Consider the following 711-nt stretch of genomic DNA (forward strand, 5'->3'; position numbering starts at 1 on the left):
GGTCCGTACCGTCCAGAGCATGACAGTACGGAGCTCGGTCAGCGCGCATCGTACGCGCAAAGTTCCAACGGCATCAATCCGTTACGAGGATTGCGGGTGCCGGTAAATCATCCACGCAGGTCGGGAGACTGATCGCGGATCTCCGGCAACGCCCTTGCCTTCCTACGCCTCCTGCCGATGAGCGACAGAGACAAGGACATCGAGATCCTCGTACTCCGGCACCAACTGCTCGTCCTCCAGCGCCAGGCCGGCAAACCGACCCTCACCGACAGCGACCACGCCATCCTCGCCGGTCTGCTCCACCACCTCCCCAAAGACAGACTGCGACACCTTCTGCTGCTGGTCCGCCCCGGCACAGCTTGCGCTGGCATCGCAACCTGCTCAGGCGACGCCATGCAACGACCTGCGTACCCAAGCGACGCGGACGCCCACGTACCACCCGGTCGATCCGCGCCCTGATCCTGCGCCTGGCCAGCGAGAATGCCTCGTGGGGATATCGCCGGATCCACGGCGAACTCGCGGCGCTGGGGATCAGGGTCGCCGCCTCCACGGTCTGGGAGATCCTCCGCGAGCATGGCGTCCCGCCCGCACCCGCACGGCAGAGCACCACCTGGGCCGACTTTCTCCGCAGCCAGACCAAGGCTCTTCTCGCCTGCGATCTGTTCGAAGTCCGCACTCTGACGGGGGCGCGCCTGTACGTCTTCGCCGTCA

1 protein-coding gene and 1 pseudogene are annotated in these 711 nt (G+C 65.8%); one reads left to right on the top strand and one right to left on the bottom strand.

The annotated features are described in order from the left end of the window. Positions 1 to 162: 162 nt before the first annotated feature. Positions 163 to 306: a hypothetical protein gene (locus CCN37_RS41265; RefSeq protein ID WP_210408432.1), complete on the bottom strand. Its 144-nt coding sequence runs from the start codon at positions 304 to 306 to the stop codon at positions 163 to 165. A gap of 53 nt (positions 307 to 359) precedes the next feature. On the opposite strand from CCN37_RS41265, the pseudogene CCN37_RS41270 reads away from it, so the two are divergent. Next, positions 360 to 711 (top strand): annotated as a pseudogene (locus CCN37_RS41270) (helix-turn-helix domain-containing protein); the annotation flags it as partial.

Source organism: Allokutzneria sp. NRRL B-24872, assembly GCF_002155965.1.
Classification (GTDB): domain Bacteria; phylum Actinomycetota; class Actinomycetes; order Mycobacteriales; family Pseudonocardiaceae; genus Allokutzneria.